The sequence below is a fragment of the Streptomyces maremycinicus genome, from assembly GCF_001184025.1.
In the GTDB taxonomy this organism is placed as follows: Bacteria; Actinomycetota; Actinomycetes; order Streptomycetales; family Streptomycetaceae; genus Streptomyces; species Streptomyces maremycinicus.
Window position 1 is genome coordinate 241319 of the sequence record NZ_BBYG01000017.1, and the last position, 15947, is coordinate 257265.

Annotated in this window: 17 protein-coding genes; 14 read left to right on the forward strand and 3 right to left on the reverse strand. The window is 73.7% G+C overall.

Annotated elements, in window-relative coordinates:
- Positions 1-8 precede the first annotated feature (8 nt).
- The 4 genes from AOQ37_RS26575 (at position 9) to pspAB (ending at position 3092) form a co-directional block, all read left to right on the forward strand.
- Positions 9-962 (forward strand): hypothetical protein, encoded by a 954-nt coding sequence (locus tag AOQ37_RS26575; protein WP_306305218.1) that lies wholly within the window; start codon positions 9-11, stop codon positions 960-962.
- Positions 963-1005: 43 nt separating this feature from the next.
- Complete coding sequence (locus AOQ37_RS42020) at positions 1006-1320, forward strand: hypothetical protein (RefSeq protein WP_306305219.1); 315 nt, start codon at positions 1006-1008, stop codon at positions 1318-1320.
- 144 nt (positions 1321-1464) lie between these two features.
- Positions 1465-2385, forward strand: a complete 921-nt coding sequence (gene htpX, locus AOQ37_RS26580; RefSeq protein ID WP_062647613.1) for a zinc metalloprotease HtpX — start codon at positions 1465-1467, stop codon at positions 2383-2385.
- A 2-nt stretch (positions 2386-2387) separates the two neighbouring features.
- Positions 2388-3092 (forward strand): PspA-associated protein PspAB, encoded by a 705-nt coding sequence (gene pspAB, locus AOQ37_RS26585; protein ID WP_062647615.1) that lies wholly within the window; start codon positions 2388-2390, stop codon positions 3090-3092.
- 46 nt (positions 3093-3138) lie between these two features.
- Here pspAB and AOQ37_RS26590 read toward each other — a convergent pair whose 3' ends face one another.
- A complete protein-coding gene (locus AOQ37_RS26590) occupies positions 3139-3420 on the reverse strand; it encodes a hypothetical protein (protein ID WP_062647617.1) in 282 nt (93 codons plus the stop codon).
- A 168-nt stretch (positions 3421-3588) separates the two neighbouring features.
- Between AOQ37_RS26590 and AOQ37_RS26595 the strand changes: the two genes are divergently transcribed.
- Both AOQ37_RS26595 and AOQ37_RS26600 read left to right on the forward strand, forming a co-directional pair.
- A complete protein-coding gene (locus AOQ37_RS26595) occupies positions 3589-4095 on the forward strand; it encodes a DUF1269 domain-containing protein (RefSeq protein WP_062647620.1) in 507 nt (168 codons plus the stop codon).
- 25 nt (positions 4096-4120) lie between these two features.
- The gene (locus AOQ37_RS26600; RefSeq protein WP_062647622.1) at positions 4121-4864 is read left to right on the forward strand and encodes an alpha/beta hydrolase; all 744 of its coding nucleotides are present in this window, start codon (positions 4121-4123) and stop codon (positions 4862-4864) included.
- Positions 4865-5100: 236 nt separating this feature from the next.
- On the opposite strand, the gene AOQ37_RS26605 is transcribed toward AOQ37_RS26600, so the two are convergent.
- Positions 5101-6441 (reverse strand): DUF2252 domain-containing protein, encoded by a 1341-nt coding sequence (locus AOQ37_RS26605; protein WP_062647625.1) that lies wholly within the window; start codon positions 6439-6441, stop codon positions 5101-5103.
- 242 nt (positions 6442-6683) lie between these two features.
- Here AOQ37_RS26605 and AOQ37_RS26610 point away from each other — a divergent pair, with 242 nt between their 5' ends.
- A complete protein-coding gene (locus AOQ37_RS26610; RefSeq protein ID WP_062647627.1) occupies positions 6684-7880 on the forward strand; it encodes a winged helix DNA-binding domain-containing protein in 1197 nt (398 codons plus the stop codon).
- A 163-nt stretch (positions 7881-8043) separates the two neighbouring features.
- Here the strand turns inward: AOQ37_RS26610 and AOQ37_RS26615 are convergent, their stop codons facing one another.
- Positions 8044-8358: a hypothetical protein gene (locus AOQ37_RS26615; protein ID WP_062647629.1), complete on the reverse strand. Its 315-nt coding sequence runs from the start codon at positions 8356-8358 to the stop codon at positions 8044-8046.
- 142 nt (positions 8359-8500) lie between these two features.
- Here AOQ37_RS26615 and AOQ37_RS26620 point away from each other — a divergent pair, with 142 nt between their 5' ends.
- The 7 genes from AOQ37_RS26620 (at position 8501) to AOQ37_RS26650 (ending at position 15938) form a co-directional block, all read left to right on the forward strand.
- Positions 8501-8860: an arsenate reductase family protein gene (locus tag AOQ37_RS26620; RefSeq protein ID WP_062647631.1), complete on the forward strand. Its 360-nt coding sequence runs from the start codon at positions 8501-8503 to the stop codon at positions 8858-8860.
- Positions 8861-9039: 179 nt separating this feature from the next.
- Entirely contained in the window at positions 9040-9753 is a 714-nt protein-coding gene (locus AOQ37_RS26625; protein ID WP_062647633.1) for a hypothetical protein, read from the forward strand.
- A gap of 143 nt (positions 9754-9896) precedes the next feature.
- Positions 9897-10607, forward strand: coding sequence for an SCO2207 family protein (locus AOQ37_RS26630; protein WP_062647635.1), 711 nt, complete (start codon positions 9897-9899; stop codon positions 10605-10607).
- Positions 10608-10977: 370 nt separating this feature from the next.
- Positions 10978-12009, forward strand: a complete 1032-nt coding sequence (glnII, locus tag AOQ37_RS26635; protein ID WP_062647637.1) for a glutamine synthetase — start codon at positions 10978-10980, stop codon at positions 12007-12009.
- 71 nt (positions 12010-12080) lie between these two features.
- A complete protein-coding gene (locus AOQ37_RS26640) occupies positions 12081-13913 on the forward strand; it encodes an amino acid adenylation domain-containing protein (RefSeq protein WP_159401371.1) in 1833 nt (610 codons plus the stop codon).
- Between the two features lie 318 nt (positions 13914-14231).
- Positions 14232-14834, forward strand: coding sequence for a winged helix-turn-helix domain-containing protein (locus AOQ37_RS26645; RefSeq protein WP_062647640.1), 603 nt, complete (start codon positions 14232-14234; stop codon positions 14832-14834).
- Between the two features lie 66 nt (positions 14835-14900).
- Complete coding sequence (locus tag AOQ37_RS26650; protein ID WP_062647641.1) at positions 14901-15938, forward strand: SDR family oxidoreductase; 1038 nt, start codon at positions 14901-14903, stop codon at positions 15936-15938.
- Positions 15939-15947 lie beyond the last annotated feature (9 nt).

Below are 15947 nucleotides of genomic sequence, written 5' to 3' on the forward strand. Positions count from 1 at the left end.
TGCGAGGGATGCGGGAGGACATCACGGGCGGGTCGGCGGTGGCGGTGCGGCTCGCCCGGGGAGTGCCCCTGCGGGAGGCGCTGGACCGTGATGCCCCGGCCGCCTGGACGGCCCTGGACGCGGGCGTCCGACCGCTCCATCGGGGCGCGCACTACCTGCCGGAAGGGGAGTGGGACGAGGCCGGGCGCAGGCTGGTCGCCGCCCTGCACGCGGGCGGGCCGCTCAGCGAGTCGCACATCGCCCTGGCGCTGTGCCACCGGGACGGCCGGATCCGGGCGGCGGCACTGTGGCGGATCGGCGGGCACCCCGATCTGCTGCCGCTGCTGGTCGTACGGTGCGCCGACTGGGCCGAACCCGTACGGAAACAGGCGCGCCTGCGGCTGGGCGAGATGCTCGACGCCGGGCGGGCGGTGGCCCTGCTGCCCCTGATCCTGCGCGTCGGGCGTCGGGAGCGGGGCGAGTTCGCCGTCGGCCTGGCCGACAAGCTGCTGCGCGAGGCACCTCGCGAGATCCTGACGGCCCTGTACACCGATTCCGATCGCTCCGTACGGCGGTACGCGTACCGGCGGGCCGTCGAGGAGGGCCTGCTCTCCCCCGGTGAGCCGGCCCGGGTCGCCGCGCGGGACGACGACGCCGTCGTCCAGAGCCTGTGTGCGGACGCCGTCCTGGCCGCCCCGACGGACGAGCTCCACGACGACGTGCTCGAACCACTGCTCACCGCGCGCACCTCGCGGGTGCGTTCCGCCGGGGTGACCGCGTTGCGGCGGGCCGGGCGGGCGGAGCGGGCCGTGGCGTTTCCTGGGCGACCGGGCGGGGCTGGTGCGGGCCTGCGCGCGGTACGTCGTACGGCAGCACGGCGGCGATCCGCTGTCCTGGTACCCGGAGCGGTGCGCGGATCGCGGGGGTCCCGCCCTGCCGCCGGGTGCCGTCGCCGGGCTCGCGGAGTGCGGGGAGCGCGGTGACGCCGAGCTGCTGTGGTCGCTGGTCCGGCATCCGGCCGGGCGCGTGCGGGCGCGGGCCGTCGCGGGGCTGCGGGTGCTGGACGCGGCCGACGCGCGGCGGTTGCTGCCGTTGCTCGACGATCCGGCACCGGCAGTGGTGCGGGAGGTGACCGCGGCCGTGCTGCCCTCGGCGGAGCTGCTGCCCGAGGAGTGGCTCGTCGAACGGCTCGGTGCGGGCCGGCCCCGGCCGGTGCGGATCGCCGCGTTCCGGCTGCTCACCGAGCGGGGCGGGACCGCCGGGCGGCGCGCCCTGACCGTGCTGCGGAACGATCCCGACGACGCACTGCGGCAGCGGGCGGCGCGGGCCGTACGGCGCTGAGTCCGGGACGGATCACCGCCGGTGCTCGCGCCGGGCGTTCACAGGAAGGCTTTGCTCCGCCCAGGTCCGTTCGGGGCCCGTTCATGGGGATGGGCGGATGCACACTTGCAGTGGGACGAGTGCCTGACTGCGGGGTGATGGCAGATGGAGAGCCGTTTCCGGAGCGACCGGCGGCTGACCGTGCGGATGACGGTCACGTTGTTCCTGCTCGGGCTGTTGTACGTGGCGTTCGTCGCCGCGCTGATCGTGTTGCTGAAGTCGTGGGTGCTGGTCGCGGTCGTCGCGGTGGCGATGCTGGGCGCGCAGTACTGGTTCTCCGACCGGGTCGCGCTGTTCGCGATGCGGGGCCGGGTCGTGGAGCGCGAGGAGTATCCCGAGCTGCACGCCGTGATCGACCGGCTGTGCGCGATCGCGGACATGCCGAAGCCGGTGGTCGCCGTCTCGCAGATGGGCATGCCGAACGCGTTCGCGACGGGACGGAACCCCGACCACGCGGTGGTGTGCGTGACGACCGGGCTGCTGGCCCGGCTGGAGCCCGCCGAGCTGGAGGGGGTGCTCGCGCACGAGCTGTCGCATGTCGCGCACAAGGACGTGGCGGTGATCACGGTCGCGTCGTTCCTGGGCGTGATCGCGGGACTGATCGTGCGGTTCGCGTTCTACTCGCAGGTGTTCGGCGGCGCGCGCCGGGACCAGAACGCCGCGGTCGTCTTCGCCGCCGTGATGGGTGTCTCGGCGGCCGTGTACGCGATCAGCTTCCTGCTCATCCGGGCCCTGTCCCGGTACCGCGAGCTGGCGGCCGACCGCGCGGCGGCGCAGCTGACCGGCCGGCCCTCGGCGCTGGCCTCCGCGCTGACGAAGGTCTCCGGCGACCTGGGCCGTATCCCGACGAAGGACCTGCGGACGGTCCAGGCCTTCAACGCCTTCTACTTCACGCCGGCCCTGGGCACCGAGCCCGGTGTGGCGGGACTGTTCTCGACCCACCCGAGCCTGGAGCAGCGGCTCGAGCAGCTGGGGCGGATCTCCGCCGAGCTGGGCGAGGCGGCCGCTCCGGGGAAGGCGGGCTGATCATGGGGCTGCTGGACATCCTGCTCGGCCGCACCAAGCCGGTCGTGGCCGACCTGGACCGGCTGTTCGCGCTGCCTTCGGCGGCCGTGACGCTGGAGGCGACGGCCGGGTTCACGCCGACCGGGCAGGGAGCGGTGTGTTTCGCGACCGTCGAGGGCTCGGCCTTCGAGCAGACGCACCGCGAGGTCCAGGCGCTGCTCGACGCGGACACCGAGCGCACCGGCCCCCCGGTGCGGCTCGTACGCGACGAGTTCGGCTACTCCTGGCTGGTCTCGCAGCGCGCCTCCGACCAGCTGCCGCTCCTGGTCAACGACCTGCACGCGGTGAACAGCGCGATGGAGGTCAACGGCTTCGGGCCACAGCTGCTGTGCTCGCTGGCGAGCTTCGAGGACCGGCGGGACGGCACGGCCGGCATGGACGGGACGGACGGGACCGACGGGACCGACGGGCCGGGCGGTGCGGAGGGGACCAGTGGGCCGGGCCGTGCGGAGGGGACCGGCGGGGCGGAGGGGTCGGGCGGCCGTCGGCTGGCGCTCGTCTATCTGTACAAACGGGGTTCGTTCTACCCGTTCGCGCCGCTGCCCGGTCCGGGGCAGCGGCGCGACGGCGCACTCGAACTCCAGGTGCGGGCCGCCCTCGCGGGCGACCTGCGGATCGAGCAGGACCTGGGCCGTTGGTTCCCGGTGTGGGGAGCCCCCGGCCTCTAGCCGGACCTGACGGCCGCATGCCCCGCTCACCTGCTTGTCCGCTGTGCTACTTGCTGCGCTCGCGCTCCTGACGGCGGGACTCCAGGGGGCGCTCACGACGGTAGCGGCGCTCCCACTTGGCCTGCTTGTCCCGGCGGTCGCGGTACGCCTTGTACGACGTCGGCGCGGTTCCCGCGCTCGGCGCGGGGCCGGGCGCGGACGGCCCGGACGAGTCGAGCCCGTACCGCACGTACAGGAACAGCACGCCGGCCGCGGCCAGCCAGTACAGCGGGTTTCCGAATCCCAGGACCACCAGGACGACGGCCCCGGAGAGAACGACGGTGCCCATGGTGTACCTCCTTCCTGGGCAGAGACGGGTGACTGTGCGTGACGAGAGGGGTGGGGTGGTGCCTTCAGCGTACGGAGTCCGTCACTCAACGTGCATCTCCTTTTCCGCGGGCCTAGAGTCGGGCCGAATGGACCTACCAGGACGATCCCTGCCGAAAGGGGTGCCCGGATGAGCAATCTCTTCGTCGTCGCCTACGACGACCTCGCCACCGCCAACCAGGTGCGCGAGAAGCTGTTCGAGCTGTCGAAGCAGCATCTGGTCGAACTGGAGGACGCGGTCGTCGTCGAGCGGCGCGGCGACGGCGGGATCAAGCTGCACCAGGCGGTGAACCACACGGCGGTGGGCGCGGCCGGCGGTGCCGTGTGGGGCGGGGTGATCGGGCTGCTCTTCCTGGCGCCGCTGCTCGGCGCGGCGGTGGGCGCGGCCGCCGGTGCGGCCGGGGGCTCGTTCACCGACACGGGCATCAACGACAACTTCATGAAGGACCTCGGCCAGAATCTGCGCCCCGGCGCGGCCGCCCTGTTCGTCCTCGTCAAGCACGCGGCCGAGGACAAGGTGATCCCGGAACTCACGCCGTACGGCGGCCAGTTGGTGCAGACCTCGCTGAGCAAGGTCGAGGAGGAGCACCTCCGCGAGGCGATCAAGGCGGCCCGGACGGAACCCGCCCAGGGGTGAAGGGGGCCCATGAGTGAATGGGCCCATGAGCGAACTGTCCTCCTTCACGCACGAGCACGACGGTGAACGGCTCAGCGGGGTGCACGGCGGTGGTCCGGGAACGGTCACCGCCGTCGTGCTGCACGGCGCCGGCAACGGCAGCACGGAGCGACTCCTGCCGCTCGTCCGCGAGTTCACCGTCCACGGCTGCCGTGCCCTCGCCCTCGACTTCTCCGGGCACGGCCGAAGCACCGGCTCACTGCGGGAGTCGAGCCTGCGCCGCCGCTTCGAGCAGGCGGTGTCCGTGATCGACGCGTACGTCCCGGCGGACGGGACGCTGGTGCTCGTCGGGTTCAGCATGGGCGGACAGACGGTGGCCGACCTGGCCGCGTTGTACCGGGACCGGGTGACGGCCCTCGGCCTGTGCGCGCCCGCGGTGTACGCGGCCCGGGCGTGGGACGTCCCCTTCGGCGCGGGGGACGGGGAGTTCAGCGCCATCATCCGCAGGCCCGGGAGCTGGCGGGAGGCGCCCGCGCTCGACGTGCTGCGCGCGTACGAGGGCCGGGCGGTGCTCGCCGTGCCGGGCACCGACACGGTGATCCCGCCGCAGGTGACCGAGGCGGTCCAGGACGCGCTCGCCGCCCGTGCCCGGTACACGAGGTTCGAACTGCCCGGCGCGGGACACCGGCTCGGCCTGTGGTTCCGCGACCACGCGGCGGACCGGAGCGCGTTCGTGGCCGCCGTGCTGTCCGGCCCGGACGAACACCGGCCCCCGGCCTCACACCCCTGACCGGCCCCCGGCCTCTCCTGACCCGCACCCCTGACCGGACCCCGACCTCACACCCCTGACCCGCACCCCTGACCGGACCCCGACCTCACACCCCTGACCCGCACCCCTGACCGGACCCCGGCCTCACACTCCTCACCGGACCCCGACATCACACTCCTCACCGGACCCCGACATCACACTCCTCACCGGACCCCGGCCTCACACCCCTCACCTGGCCCTTCTGCGGCCCGTCGTGTTCAGACGCCCGGCGTCGCGCTCACCACGCCCGCCGCGACCGCCGCGCCCAGGGTCGCGTGGTCGGCGGCCGTCCGGTCGGCGTAGGACAGGGCGAAGTCGGCGACGGCGCGTTCGAAGGTGTCGGCCCCGCCGAGGTAGCCGGCGATGGCCATCCGGTCGCCGGACCGGGCGTGGGCGCGGGCCAGGGCGGTGCCGCACAGCCGGCCGTACGCCGTCAGCTCGGCCGGGGACATCCCGGCGACACCGGCCGCGCCCTTGGGGTCGCGCAGCTGACGCCAGTAGAAGGCGCGGCTCTGCGGCCCGGTCGTCCAGCCCAGGAAGACGTCCGCGGCGGCCTGGAGCAGCCGCTGCCCGGCGACGACCCGGTGCCCGGGATGGATGTAGGGGCTGCTGGGCAGATGCGCCTCCAGGACGGACGCGCGGGCCTCCTTGATCTGGAGGAACAGCGGGTCGTCGGTGTCGCGCCCGGCGAGCAGCACGATGAAGCAGCGGGTGCCGACGCTGCCGACGCCGACCACCTTGCGGGCGGCGTCGACGAAGCGGTAGCGGTCCAACAGCAGCCGGCGCTCCTCGGTGAGGGTGGAGCGGTAGTCGCTGAAGATCTTCCGCAGGGCGGCGCTGTCGGAGGCGCCCGCGGGTTCGATCAGCGGTGGGTCGTGGATGATGCGGCGGCGGCCGTCGACGACCTCCGTGAGTTTGCCGAGGGCCTGGAGGCTGGTGCGACGGCGGGCGCGGGTGAGACTGCCCTCGGTGCGTCCGCGATGCCGGGCGGAGCGCAGCAGGGGCAACAGCCGTTCGGCGTCGATGCGCTGGTACCAGACGGCGAGTTCGTCGAGCCGGGACAGCCGGCGTACGGCGGTGCGGTAGGCGGCCACGGTCTCCAGGGCGGCGCGGTGCACCCTCGGCTCGGGGTGGCCGTTCTCACGGGCGGCCACGGCGACGGAGGCGGCGAGCCGTTTGACGTCCCATTCGAAGGGGCCGGGGAACGTCTCGTCGAAGTCGTTGAGGTCGAAGAGGAGTCCCCGCTCCGGGGAGGCGTACAGACCGAAGTTGAGCAGGTGCGCGTCGCCGCACAGCTGCACCGTCAGCCCGGTGTGCGGCTGCGACGCCAGATCGGCGGCCATGACGGCGGCCGCGCCGCGCAGGAAGTCGAACGGGGAGGCGGTCATCCGCCCGTAGCGGATCGGCAGCAGCTCGGGGAGCCGGTCCCGGCCCTGCCGCTCCAGCACCGCGACCGGGTCGGGCCGGTCCACGGACGGGATCCAGAGGGCGTGGGCGGAACGGGAGACGCGTTTGCGGGCGTCCTTGCCGCGCCGGCCACGCTCGGCGGGGGTGGTCATCCGCGTCGCCTCAGCACCACATCCGCCTCCCGGTCCAACGGCGCTTCCCGGTCTCCGACACTTCCCGTCGCCCGAAACGTCCCGGCCCCCTGTTGGCAGTGAAGGCCCGGCGGGGGCCGACCGCATGCCGGGTAAGTCGAACGGGTGACACGGGCGCCGGGACCCGATTGTCAGTGCCGTCGGGGAGGATGCGGGCACAGGCGAGTGCCGGACGGCGGGGCGACGACGGGTGGAGGCCGGTAATGGGTGACGGGCTGCGGTACATCGGCGTGGCGGAGCGGCGGGCGCGGCTGGCCCTGCGGCACCGGCTTGCCCCGCGGGCGCGGGTCGCGACACCCGAGGCGGTGGCCGACGCGCTGCTCGCCCTGCACGGCTCGGACCCGGCGACGGTGTACCTGGCGATCGGCGCCCGCCTGGTCGACCCGGCGGCGACGGTGGCGGAGACCGACCGGGCGCTGTACGCGGACCGGTCCCTCGTCCGGATGCACGGTATGCGGCACACCGTCTTCGTGTTCCCGACGGAGTCGACGGCGGTCGTGCACGCCTCGACCGGCCTGGCGGTCGCCGCGCGGGAGCGGGCCACGCTGGTGAAGGACATGGCGAAGGCCGGCGCGCCGGACGCGGCCTGGCTGAAGGAGGTCGAGGAGTCGGCGCTGGCCGCGCTGGCCCGGCTCGGCCAGGCGACCGCGGCCGAGCTGGCCCGCGAGGAGCCACGTCTGCGGGAGCAGTTCGTGTACGCGGCGGGGAAGCCCTACGAGGGCGTCCACACCGTCGTGACCCGGCTGCTGAGGGTGCTGGGGGTGGAGGGCAAGGTGGTCAGGGGGCGCCCGCTGGGCTCGTGGACGTCGAGCCAGTTCCGCTGGGCCCTCGCTCCCGAGCACGCCGAACTGCCGGTGGTCGCCGCCCAGTCGGAGCTGCTGCGGCACTGGCTGGCGGCGTGCGGGCCGGCCACGGAGGCCGATCTGAAGTGGTGGACGGGCTGGAAGGTGACGGACGTGCGCCGGGCGCTGACCGCGATCGGGGCGCGCGCGGTGACGCTGGACGAGGGGACGGGGTACGTCGTCGAGGACGACGTGGACGCCGTGCCCTCCCCCGGCGAACCCTGGGCGGCCCTGCTGCCCGGCCTCGATCCGACGGCCATGGGCTGGCAGGGCCGGGACTGGTATCTGGCCCCCGAGCTGCGCCCCGGCCTGTTCGACTACAGCGGGAACGTGGGCCCGACGGTGTGGTGGAACGGTCGGGTGGTGGGGAGTTGGGCCCAGCGGGCCGACGGCGAGATCGTATGGCGGATCCTGGCCGACGGGGACGGGGACGAGGCCGGGGGCGGCGAGGCGCAGGCCGCGATCGAGGCGGAGGCGGCGCGGCTGGCGTCCTGGCTGGGGGCGACCCGGGTGACACCGAGGTTCCGCACGCCGGTGGAGAAGGAACTGGTGAGGTGACCCCCGGCCCTGTGGCCGCCGGAACTCCTGGGAGCCGGACTGCCGGAAGTGTCCTGAGGGGGACTTCTGAGAGGCGGACCGCGGGGCCGGGTCACCGAGTCGGGTCACCGGGCCGGACGCCGACGCCGGGTGCCGTCGCCAGGAACGGCACCCGGCGCGCGGTTCACCTCGTGTACCGCAGCAGCGCCCGCACCATGTGGCACGTCGTGTCCGACGGCGCGTGCACGCCGATCAGCTCCGCCGTGCTGCGGATCTTCTCGTTACGGGCCTGGTTCGGCATATACACGCCCAGGTCGAGCAGGGCGATGGCGAGGCGCATCGCCTTGAGGCGACGGTTGTGCGTGACGTACCAATCGCGCGGTCGCCCGGGCGGCAACGGCCGCTTCTCGACGGGTACATAGGGCAGATCGAGCTGGACGGATCGCTTCGCGGTGGACTGGGTCGGCAGCGGCTTCGGCTTCAGTGCGGCAGCGGGCACAGGCATCCTCCTGTCGCGGTCAGGGCCCGGTCCGGAACCTCCGGCGAACCCTCGAACACTGCTTCTATTCTACTGCCCACCACTGACAAACGCCCCTGATCACAAGGGCTTTCGGGTCCTGTGACCGGCTACCGTGAGCCGCATGGAGATCTGGATCAACCCCGCCTGTTCCAAGTGCCGCAGCGCCCTCACCCTCCTCGACGCCGAGGGCGCCGACTACACCGTCCGCCGCTATCTGGAGGACGTGCCGAGCGAGGACGAGATCGCGGCCGTGCTCGACCGCCTCGGCCTGGAACCCTGGGACATCACCCGCACCCAGGAGGCCGAGGCCAAGGAACTCGGCCTCAAGGACTGGGCGCGGGACGCGAGTTCGCGCGACCGCTGGATCACCGCGCTCGCCACGCACCCCCGGCTCATCCAGCGCCCCATCATCACGGCGGAGGACGGCACCGCGCTGGTGGCCCGCACCGACGAGGCGGTACGGGACGCGTTGTCCCGTTAGGGGACGGCCTGGCCCGAGGGTCGGCGAAACGATTCGCGCGGCGGCGGGAGCGGGCGCCCCGCACACTGCTACCCTCCGCCGCCATGACCTTCGGTGATCAAGGACTCGGGTCCCCTCCCGAACGGGAGCGCATACGACGGCGCCGGCGGGCCCGGCGCTCGGCGGCCGCAGGATCCTGCGTGGCCCTCGGCGTCGCCGTCGCCGTCGGCACCGCGCTGATAGCGGAGGAGGACGACGGCACCCGGCCCGGGTCCGCTCCCCCCGCGACCCCGAGGGGGGCCGCGACCGCCTCGGCGCTCACCGCCGTACCGTCCGTGGACCCGGGGTTCCCCTCCTCGGCCCCGAGCCGCGCCCCGGGCGCGCTGCCCTCCCTGCTCGCCCGCCCGGTCATCCGGCCGGAGCAGGCCTTCCCCTCGACGGGCGTCCGGCTGGCGGACGGCTCCCGGTACGCCCGCGTCGACCTCTCCACCACCGTCGACTGCGCGCGGGACGTGCCGCCCGGGCTCGCCCGGCTGGTGGACCGGGGCGAGGGGTGTTCCCGGTCGACGGCGGCCCTGTTCACGGACACCGAGCGGCGCTCGCAGGTCACGGTCACCGTGCTGAGTTTCACGCGGGTCGAGGACGCCTCGCGCGTGTTCGCCACGGTCTCGGCGGACCCGGTGACGTACCGGGCGATCGCGCTGGACCCGCCCCCGCGGGCCGGTCTGCCGACGGTCCCGCCGGGCTCGGCCCGGGTCCTCCGGCAGGCGATGACCCTCCGGTCGGTGGTGTTCGCGGACGGACGGTGGGGCGACGGCGGACCGGCCCGGGAGACCGAACTCCGCGCCCGGACCGAGGGGTTGCTCCATCGCGTGGAGGACACGGTGGCCGCGTACGAGGAGGGGCGGACGTGACCCCGCCCCGCGGCGCGTGCCGGCCCACAGCCCGACTCGCCTGTGACGCACGCCACTTGGATTGACTCCCGTGACCACTGAGTAACCTCGTTCGGTATCTCGTACATAGCGGCGTACGCTCCCCTACCCCTCAGGAGGCGCGCATGTCGCGCAGGAGAACTCTCGGCACGCAGAAGAAGATCGCGCTGCTCGTCAGCGCCGCGGCGGTGGCGGGCGCCGGGGCCTTCGTCATGGCGTCCACCTCGAACGCCTCACAGGACTCGTCGAGCGCCAGGACACTGTCCGCCGGGGACTCGACCGTCTGCGCGGGGCTGGCCACGGCCCTCGGCAACAACCAGAAGTTCATCGAGGGCCAGAAGACGAACCCGGACGCGCAGTCCGCGGCCCGGATCGCCAACCGCGAGGCGGTCATCGCGCAGATCAAGGTCCAGCAGCAGGCGTCCGGCTGCGTCGTTGGGGAGTCGGCTCAGGACTCCCAGGCGACACAGCCCTCGCAGGCGGCCTCCGCCCCGGCCGCTTCCGCTCCGGCGGCCTCCGCCCCGGCCGGAAACACGGGCAACGCGGGAAACGCGGGCAATGCGGGCAACGGCGGCGGTGCCGCCTCCGGCCAGCAGGTCTGCAACGGTTCCACGGTGACGCTCTCCGGCGAGGGCGGTGCCCCGGCCGCGTCGAGCAACCAGTTCCCGGCGGGGACCAAGCTGAAGGTCACCAACCTGGACAACAACAAGTCCACGACCGTCGAGGTGACCTCGGTCTCCGGCAGCTGCGTCCTGCTCAACAACGCGGCTTTCGAGCTGGTCCGTGAGCCCGGCAAGTTCCTGATCCGCCGGGCGGTGATCGAGAAGGTGGGGTGAGCCCCGGCCGCCGGCCACCTCGGTGGACCGGCGGCGCCCTCCGCACCGTCCCGACGGGGGTGTACGGAATACGGAACCACCGGTCCCGCTGCTCGCGGCCACGAGCGGCGGGACCGGCCCGTTCCGGGCCCGCCCGTTCGGGCGGCCCGTGCCCTCGGGGTCCGCGGGTGCCCCGTCGCACACGAACCCCCGCGCCACGCCTCACACCGTGAGCCGCACCACAGAACCCCCAGGTAACACGGGGTTCACATTCGAGCAATGACCGGGAAATCGCCTGTTGACAAGCTGCGGGGCAAACAGGCGGCGCCCCAGTGCCGCAGCGCCGCAGCACCCGCAAGTGCGTCAGACACACCCCCGAAGGAAGTGGCCCGTGACCTTCAAGGCTGAGTACATCTGGATCGACGGCACCCAGCCGACGGCGAAGCTCCGTTCCAAGACGAAGATCATCGCGGGTGAGCCCGCCGGTCTCGACGCGCTCGGGATCTGGGGCTTCGACGGGTCCTCCACGAACCAGGCCGAGGGCCACTCCTCGGACCGTGTCCTCAAGCCGGTCTTCACCTGCCCCGACCCGATCCGCGGCGGCGACGACATCCTCGTCCTGTGCGAGGTCCTCAACATCGACATGACGCCGCACGAGTCCAACACGCGGGCCGCGCTCACCGAGGTGGCGGACAAGTTCGCCGCGCAGGAGCCGATCTTCGGCATCGAGCAGGAGTACACGTTCTTCCAGGACGGTTACCCGCTCGGCTTCCCCAAGGGCGGCTTCCCGGCCCCGCAGGGCGGCTACTACTGCGGCGTCGGCGCGGACGAGATCTTCGGCCGTGAGGTCGTCGAGGCGCACCTGGAGAACTGCCTGGCCGCCGGTCTCGCGATCTCCGGCATCAACGCCGAGGTCATGCCCGGCCAGTGGGAGTTCCAGGTCGGCCCGGTCTCCCCGCTGGAGGTCTCCGACCACCTGTGGGTGGCCCGCTGGCTGCTCTACCGCACCGCCGAGGACTTCGGCATCTCCGCCACCCTCGACCCGAAGCCGGTCAAGGGCGACTGGAACGGCGCCGGCGCGCACACCAACTTCTCCACGAAGGCGATGCGCGAGGGCTACGAGGCGATCATCACCGCGTGCGAGTCGCTCGGTGAGGGCTCCAAGCCGCTCGACCACGTCAAGCACTACGGTGCCGGCATCGACGACCGTCTGACGGGTCTGCACGAGACCGCCCCGTGGAACGAGTACTCCTACGGCGTCTCCGACCGTGGCGCCTCGGTCCGTATCCCGTGGCAGGTCGAGAAGGACGGCAAGGGCTACATCGAGGACCGCCGTCCGAACGCCAACGTCGACCCGTACCTGGTGACGCGTCTGATCGTCGACACCTGCTGCTCGGCGCTGGAGAAGGCCGGCCAGGTCTGATCCTCCCCAGGCTCTCGTGAAGGGGCGCTCGCCGACTCGGCGGGCGCCCCTTCCGCATATCCTGCGATCCCATGGGGACGGAGAGGGACCGGGCGGATCTCGGACGCGTGTACGGCTCCGCGGTGGACGTACCAGGACTGCTGCGGGCGCTGGAGTCCGCGGACGACGCCGTGCGCGACCGGGCGATGGACCGGCTGCACTCCCACCTGTGCTTCCGGGAGGAGGTCCGCACGGCGCCCGTGGTGCCGCATCTGATCCGGCTCGCCCTGCGCGCGGCGGGCCCCCGGGCCGAACTGCTCAGGCTGCTGGCGAACCTCTCGAACTGGGCCGGACACCCGGACGAGCGGCGGCGCGTGCGGCGGGCCGTGGCGCGGGCGATGCCGTCCCTGACGCCGTTCGCGTACGACGCCGGCCCGGACGTACGCGAGGCGGCGGTGCTGCTGATCGCCGCGTGCGGCCGGGAGTCCGGCCCGGCGCCGGCCCTGCTGCTGCGGGACCGGCTCACCGAGGAGCGCGACCCGCTGGTGCGCGCCCGGCTGGTGACGGCGCTCGGACTGCTGGAGCCGGACGACGGCGCCTGGCGGCCCGGCCTGCTGGCCGACACCGAGCCCAGGGTCGCGCTCGCCGCCGCCGAGGACCTGCTGCGCAGCACCGAACTGCCCCTGCCGCACCCGCTGGTGGACGCCTGCGCGCGGGCGTACACGGCCGTGGCCGAGCTGCCGGAGGAACCGGAGATCTCGCTCTGGCCGGGGCACTACCGGCCGTTCACCGAACGGCTGTTGGAGGACCCCGGGGCCGCGCTGCGGGCCCTCGGCCAGGGGATACCGCTCGCTTTCGAGATCACCGAGCGCTGGCGGGACCGCGAGGCCGACGTGCTCCCGTGGGCGCTGGGCGAGACGCAGGGGGAGGCCTGGCAGCTGTACCGGTTGGCGCAGCTGACCTGCGCGCTGCCGCCGGAACTGCGCGCGCGGGTGCGGGAGCGGGTCCTGCCGCATCTCGCCGACGACAGCCCGGCGGTGCGCGCCGGGGCGGTCACCGCGCTGGCACGCGCGCGCGTACCGGCGCGGGTGGCGGTCGAGGAGACACTGCGGCTGCTCGCCGAGGCGCCCGGCGCGTACGACACCGTCCGTGCCGTCAACGCGGTGACCGACGAGTTCGGCGCCGCGGCGGAGCCCGTGGCGCGGGCGGTCGCCCGGCGGCCGGGGGACGGTCACGCGGAGCTGGTCAAGGTGCTGACGCGGTACCCCGCGGTGGCGGCGGAGGTCGTCGAGGTGCTCGCCGGGCTGCTGACCCGGCACGGCACCGGCTATCCGTCCGTCGCGGTCGCGGTGCTGGGCGGGCTGGGGCGCGCCGCGGGTGCGGCGGGCGAGCGCGCGCTGCGGATCTGCGCGCGCGACGGGGTGCACTCCTCGGTCTCGGCGGAGGCGGCGGTGGCGCTCTGGGCGGTCGCCGCGGACCCGGAGCCGGCGCTGGCCTTCCTGCGCAGGGAGCTGACCGCCTCGGTCTCCTCCTGGGCGACGCACCTCGCGGGCCGGCTCGGTGCCGTCGCCGCACCGCTGCTGCCGTCTCTCGAGCCGCTTCTCGCGCCCGGTACGCCGTCCGGCACCCGGGCCGCGGCCGCGCTGGCCGTCTGGCGCATCACCGGCCGGACCGAGGACACCGCGGAACCCCTGGCCCGGGAGGCGCTCGAGTGGAAGAGGTTCCACCCGGGCCCGCCCCACCCGGTGGTGACGCTCACGGAGATGGGGGTCCTCCCCCGCTTCGCCGTGGAGCCGCTGCGACGCGGGGCCCGATCCCCTCGTCGGGCCGTGAAGGACCTGATGTACGGCGACGCCGCGCATCCCGACGACGTGCTGCGGGCCGCCGTCCGCGAGTTGCTCGCGACGGCGCGCGTGATCGGCTGACGTCGACTTCACGTCAGGAAACGTCCAAGCCGTGAGAGGAGGCTCCTGTTACGGGCGGGTGTCTGCTTCAATGGGGCCATGGCCAGCTTCCAGAAGTGCACCGCGACGGGTCGACACGACCTCGAGCCCTTCTGGCCTTCCCGTCAGCACCATGACTTCGACCGGGTGTGTTGCCGCGCGATGAACGCGCCGGCCCTCTAACGCCGTACACCCCGGCCTTCGGCCAGCGCGCACGCCGTACGTCCTCGACGAGCCCGACCACGAGTCCCGGCCGTCGTCCTCCCTGACGGACCTCTCGCGCGAAAGAGCTGACCTCTCATGGCGAACACTCGTTCCCTCTCCTCCGCTCCCAGCCTCACCGCCACCACCCCGAACGGCGCCGCCCGTCATCGACTGCGGGCCGTCGACCGGGACGAGGTGGTGGACGTCGCCGACTTCCTGCCGCCGGGCGCGACCTGGCTGCCCGCACCCCCGCACACCCTGCCCACGCTGCCGGGTCAGCCGCCGATGGTCGGCTACCTGGTGCTCGTCCCGGCCGACCAGCAGCCGCCGTTCCTGCCGGTGGCGGTTCCGGAGCGGCCGGCGGCCGAGGAGGCCGACATCGCCGAGGACGCCGACGGCGCCGGCCACCCGCTCGTACGGATCGACCCCGTACAGCGCACGGCCGCCGTGGACGGACAGGAACTCGACCTCACCTACCTGGAGTTCGAGCTGCTCGCCCATCTGGTCGCGCACCCGAACCGGGTGCACACCCGCGACCAGCTGGTCACCACGGTGTGGGGCTACGGGCACGTGGGCGACGGCCGCACGGTCGACGTCCACATCGCCCGGCTGCGGCGCAAGCTGGGCGCGCGCTACCGCCAGTCGATCCAGACGGTGCGCCGCGTCGGCTACAAGTACACCCCGCCGACCGGCGATTGATTCCTGCCGTCTGCCGTCGGCAGAGCAGGGTTCCCCGCCGTGTCCGGACCGGGCACAGTCACCGGTATGAGACTTCTGGTGCTGGGTGGTACGGAGTTCGCGGGACGGGCCGTCGTCGAGGCGGCCCTCGGGCGTGGCTGGGACGTGACGGTGTTCAACCGGGGGCGGCAGGCGTCCGCCCCCGGTGTCCGGTCGCTGACCGGTGACCGCACCGCGGCCGGCGGTCTCGACGCGCTGGCCGAGGGCGACTGGGACGCCGTCGTCGACACCTGGTCGGCGGCGCCCCGCGCGGTGCACGAGGCGGCGCGGCTGCTGCGGGGCCGTGTCCGGCGGTATGTGTACGTGTCGAGCTGCTCGGTGTACGCCTGGGCCCCGCCCGCCGGGTACGCCGAGGACGCGCCCCTCGTCGAGGGCGCGGAGCCCGACGCCGGACAGAGCGAGTACGCCCGGGACAAGCGCGGCGGCGAGCTGGCCGTCCTCGACGCGTTCGGGGCGGAGTCCTCCGTCCTCGTACGGGCCGGGCTGATCATCGGCCCGTACGAGAACGTCGGACGGCTGCCCTGGTGGCTGGGCCGGATCGCCCGCGGCGGCCCGGTGCTCGCGCCCGGTCCGCGTGATCTGCCCCTTCAGTACGTCGACGTCCGCGATCTCGCCGAGTGGATCCTCGGCGCGGTCGAGCGGGAGCTGAGCGGGCCGTACAACCTGATGAGTCCGCAGGGGCACACGACGATGGGCGGGCTGCTGGAGGCGTGCGTGCGGGCCACCGGCTCGGACGCCGAACTGCGGTGGACGGCACCGGAGATCGTCCTCGACGCGGGCATCGAGCCGTGGACCGAGCTGCCCGTGTGGGTGCCGCCGGGCACGGACCTGCACGACGCCCTGCACGCCGCCGACGTCTCCCGGGCGGTGGCGGCGGGGCTGGTCTGCCGCCCCGTCGAGGAGACCGTCGCCGACACCTGGGGCTGGCTGCGGTCGATCGGGGGCACGGCACCGCAGCGTCCGGACCGCTCCCGCAAGGGCCTGGACCCGGAGATGGAGGCGAAGGTGCTCGCGGCGGCCACCGGCGGGCCGGACCCCCACGGTGTACCTGGCACCACCCTCTGACCGGGGGCG

Excerpts from the sequence above, each read along its gene's own strand:
- AOQ37_RS26575 (WP_306305218.1), top strand. The coding sequence starts at position 9 with ATGCGGGAGGACATCACGGGCGGGTCGGCGGTGGCGGTGCGGCTCGCC.
- htpX (WP_062647613.1), top strand. The coding sequence starts at position 1,465 with ATGGAGAGCCGTTTCCGGAGCGACCGGCGGCTGACCGTGCGGATGACG.
- pspAB (WP_062647615.1), top strand. The coding sequence starts at position 2,388 with ATGGGGCTGCTGGACATCCTGCTCGGCCGCACCAAGCCGGTCGTGGCC.
- AOQ37_RS26590 (WP_062647617.1), bottom strand. The coding sequence starts at position 3,420 with ATGGGCACCGTCGTTCTCTCCGGGGCCGTCGTCCTGGTGGTCCTGGGA.
- AOQ37_RS26595 (WP_062647620.1), top strand. The coding sequence starts at position 3,589 with ATGAGCAATCTCTTCGTCGTCGCCTACGACGACCTCGCCACCGCCAAC.
- AOQ37_RS26600 (WP_062647622.1), top strand. The coding sequence starts at position 4,121 with ATGAGCGAACTGTCCTCCTTCACGCACGAGCACGACGGTGAACGGCTC.
- AOQ37_RS26605 (WP_062647625.1), bottom strand. The coding sequence starts at position 6,441 with ATGACCACCCCCGCCGAGCGTGGCCGGCGCGGCAAGGACGCCCGCAAA.
- AOQ37_RS26610 (WP_062647627.1), top strand. The coding sequence starts at position 6,684 with ATGGGTGACGGGCTGCGGTACATCGGCGTGGCGGAGCGGCGGGCGCGG.
- AOQ37_RS26620 (WP_062647631.1), top strand. The coding sequence starts at position 8,501 with ATGGAGATCTGGATCAACCCCGCCTGTTCCAAGTGCCGCAGCGCCCTC.
- AOQ37_RS26630 (WP_062647635.1), top strand. The coding sequence starts at position 9,897 with ATGTCGCGCAGGAGAACTCTCGGCACGCAGAAGAAGATCGCGCTGCTC.
- AOQ37_RS26640 (WP_159401371.1), top strand. The coding sequence starts at position 12,081 with ATGGGGACGGAGAGGGACCGGGCGGATCTCGGACGCGTGTACGGCTCC.
- AOQ37_RS26645 (WP_062647640.1), top strand. The coding sequence starts at position 14,232 with ATGGCGAACACTCGTTCCCTCTCCTCCGCTCCCAGCCTCACCGCCACC.
- AOQ37_RS26650 (WP_062647641.1), top strand. The coding sequence starts at position 14,901 with ATGAGACTTCTGGTGCTGGGTGGTACGGAGTTCGCGGGACGGGCCGTC.